Source organism: Streptomyces recifensis, assembly GCF_002154615.1.
Lineage (GTDB): Bacteria > Actinomycetota > Actinomycetes > Streptomycetales > Streptomycetaceae > Streptomyces > Streptomyces griseoluteus.
In genome coordinates this window covers 1-2,549 of record NZ_MUNH01000626.1, presented here as the reverse complement: position 1 = coordinate 2,549, position 2,549 = coordinate 1, and the positions used below count along the sequence as shown (strand labels likewise).

General features: G+C 71.8%; 1 protein-coding gene and 1 pseudogene. Both read left to right on the top strand.

Annotated features, from left to right (window positions below; translation table 11 throughout):
- Positions 1 to 783 (top strand): aldehyde dehydrogenase family protein (locus CCN33_RS27340; RefSeq protein ID WP_140394701.1); only part of this gene is annotated, 783 nt, incomplete at its 5' end.
- A 57-nt stretch (positions 784 to 840) separates the two neighbouring features.
- Positions 841 to 2,268, top strand: a pseudogene (locus tag CCN33_RS27335) (GMC family oxidoreductase N-terminal domain-containing protein); the annotation flags it as partial.
- Between the last annotated feature and the right edge of the window lie 281 nt (positions 2,269 to 2,549).

The following is a 2,549-nucleotide window of genomic DNA, read 5'->3' as shown; positions in this document are numbered from 1 at the left end:
AAGAACGCCATGCTGGTCCTGGAGGACGCCGACATCGAGAAGGCAGCCGCCGGTGCCGTCCGCGCCTGCTTCTCCTCGGCCGGCCAGCTCTGCATCTCCATCGAGCGGCTGTACGTCCACGAGTCGGTCGCCGACGCCTTCCTGGAGCGCTTCGCCGCCCGCACGAAGGCCATGCGGCTCGGCACCGCCCTCGCCTACGGCGCCGACATGGGCTCGCTGGCCGGGGAACGCCAGCTCAAGGCCGTCGAGGCGCATGTGACCGAGGCCGTCGCCAAGGGCGCCAAGGTGCTCGCGGGCGGGGTGGCCCGGCCCGACATCGGCCCGTACTTCTTCGAGCCGACCATCCTCGACGGCGTCGACGACACCATGTCCGTCTGCGCCGAGGAGACCTTCGGCCCGGTCGTCTCCGTCTACCGCTTCGGCTCCGACGACGAGGCCGTGGAGCGCGCCAACGCCACGCCGTACGGCCTCAACGCGTCGGTGTGGACGACCAGTCCGAAGCGCGGCGCGCAGATCGCCGCCCGGCTGCGCACCGGCACGGTCAACGTCAACGAGGGGTACGCCCCCGCGTACGGCAGCGCCCAGTCCCCGATGGGCGGCATGAAGGACTCCGGCCTCGGCCGCCGCCACGGCTCCGAGGGCATCCTCAAGTACACCGAGGCCCAGACCGTCGCCCGCCAGCGGCTGCTGCCCATGGCGCCCTCGCTCGGCATGGACGACGCCGCGTACGCGGCCTTCATGAGCCGCAGCCTGAAGGTGATGAAGGCGCTCCGCTTCCGCTGACGCCCTCCCGCCGACCCGATCCGCCCGTTCCACCACCGTTCTCGACGAGGAGAGCACGTGCCGCAGGAGAAGACTGTCCAGACCCGGAACGAGGAAGGGCGCGACGACGGTTACGACTACGACGTGCTCGTGGTCGGCTCCGGCTTCGGCGGCTCGGTGACCGCCCTGCGCCTGACCGAGAAGGGCTACCGCGTCGGCGTCCTCGAGGCGGGCCGCCGCTTCACCCCGGCCACCCTGCCCCGCAACTCCTGGGACCTGCGCAACTACCTCTGGGCCCCCAGGCTCGGCCTGTACGGCATCCAGCGCATCCATCTCCTGGGCAACGTCATGGTGCTGGCCGGCGCGGGCGTCGGCGGCGGCTCCCTCAACTACGCCAACACCCTGTACGTGCCGCCGAAGCCGTTCTTCGAGGACGCCCAGTGGCGGCACATCACCGACTGGCAGGACGAGCTGTCGCCGTACTACGACCAGGCCAAGCGGATGCTGGGGGTCCGGCTCAACCCGACGACCACCCCCTCCGACAAGCATCTGAAGGCAGCGGCGCAGCGGATGGGCGTCGGCGACACCTTCCACATGGCGCCGGTCGGCGTGTTCTTCGGGGACGGCGAGGACGCCGACGGCACGGCCAAGGCACGGCCCGGCGAGCAGGTCGCCGACCCGTACTTCGGCGGCGCCGGACCCGCGCGGCGGGCGTGCACCGAGTGCGGCGAGTGCATGACCGGGTGCCGGCACGGCGCGAAGAACACCCTCAACGAGAACTACCTGTACCTCGCGGAGAAGGCGGGCGCGGTGGTGCACCCGCTGACCACCGTCGTCTCCGTCACGGACGACTCGCGCGGCGGCTACGCGGTGGCCACTCTCCCGACCGACCGCAAACGCAGCGGCGAGGGGCGGCTGTTCACCGCCCGCCGGGTCGTCCTCGCGGCCGGCACCTACGGCACCCAGACGCTGCTGCACCGCATGAAGGCCAGCCACCTGCTGCCCCACCTCAGCGCCCGGCTCGGTGACCTCACCCGCACCAACTCCGAGGCTCTGGTGGGCGCCCAGACCGACGACCGGCGCTACCGCAAGGCGCACGGCGTGGACAAGGTCGACTTCACGCGCGGGGTGGCCATCACGTCCTCCGTCCACCCGGACGCCGACACCCACATCGAGCCGGTCCGCTACGGCAGGGGCTCCAACTCCATGGGCGGCCTGACCATCCTCCAGGTGCCCTACGCCGAGGGCTCCTCCCGCGTCCTCGGCTGGCTCGCGCACGCGGTCCGGCATCCGGTGCAGCTCGCCCGCTCGTTCTCCAACCGGCGCTGGTCGGAGCGGACCATCATCGGCCTGGTGATGCAGTCGCTGGACAACTCCCTGACGACGTATCTGAAGCCCGGCGGCGTCGGCAAGGGCCTGCTGACCGCCCGGCAGGGCCACGGGGCGCCCAACCCGACCCAGATCAAGGCCGCCACCGAGGCCGCCTCCGCGCTCGCCGCCNNGCTGCCGCTGCTGGCGGTGCCCGAGGTGCCGCGCAAGAAGGGGTGAGCGGGCGGCCCGGAAAGCCGAACGGGCGGCCAGGAGAGAGACAGGGACCTGCGTCCCCCTCCGAACGCAGGTCCCCCGATTCTCACCGTTTTCTTGATCCCGGTGCCTGGTTCGATGCGTGGGGACGGCCGGGGGTTGTACCGGTGGCCCGGATTCCGGTGTGGCGTCGATCACATAAGAGGGCGGGCGTGAGGGTGCGGGCATGACGAAGGGCCCCGCGGGACTCGGCCGCGGGGCCC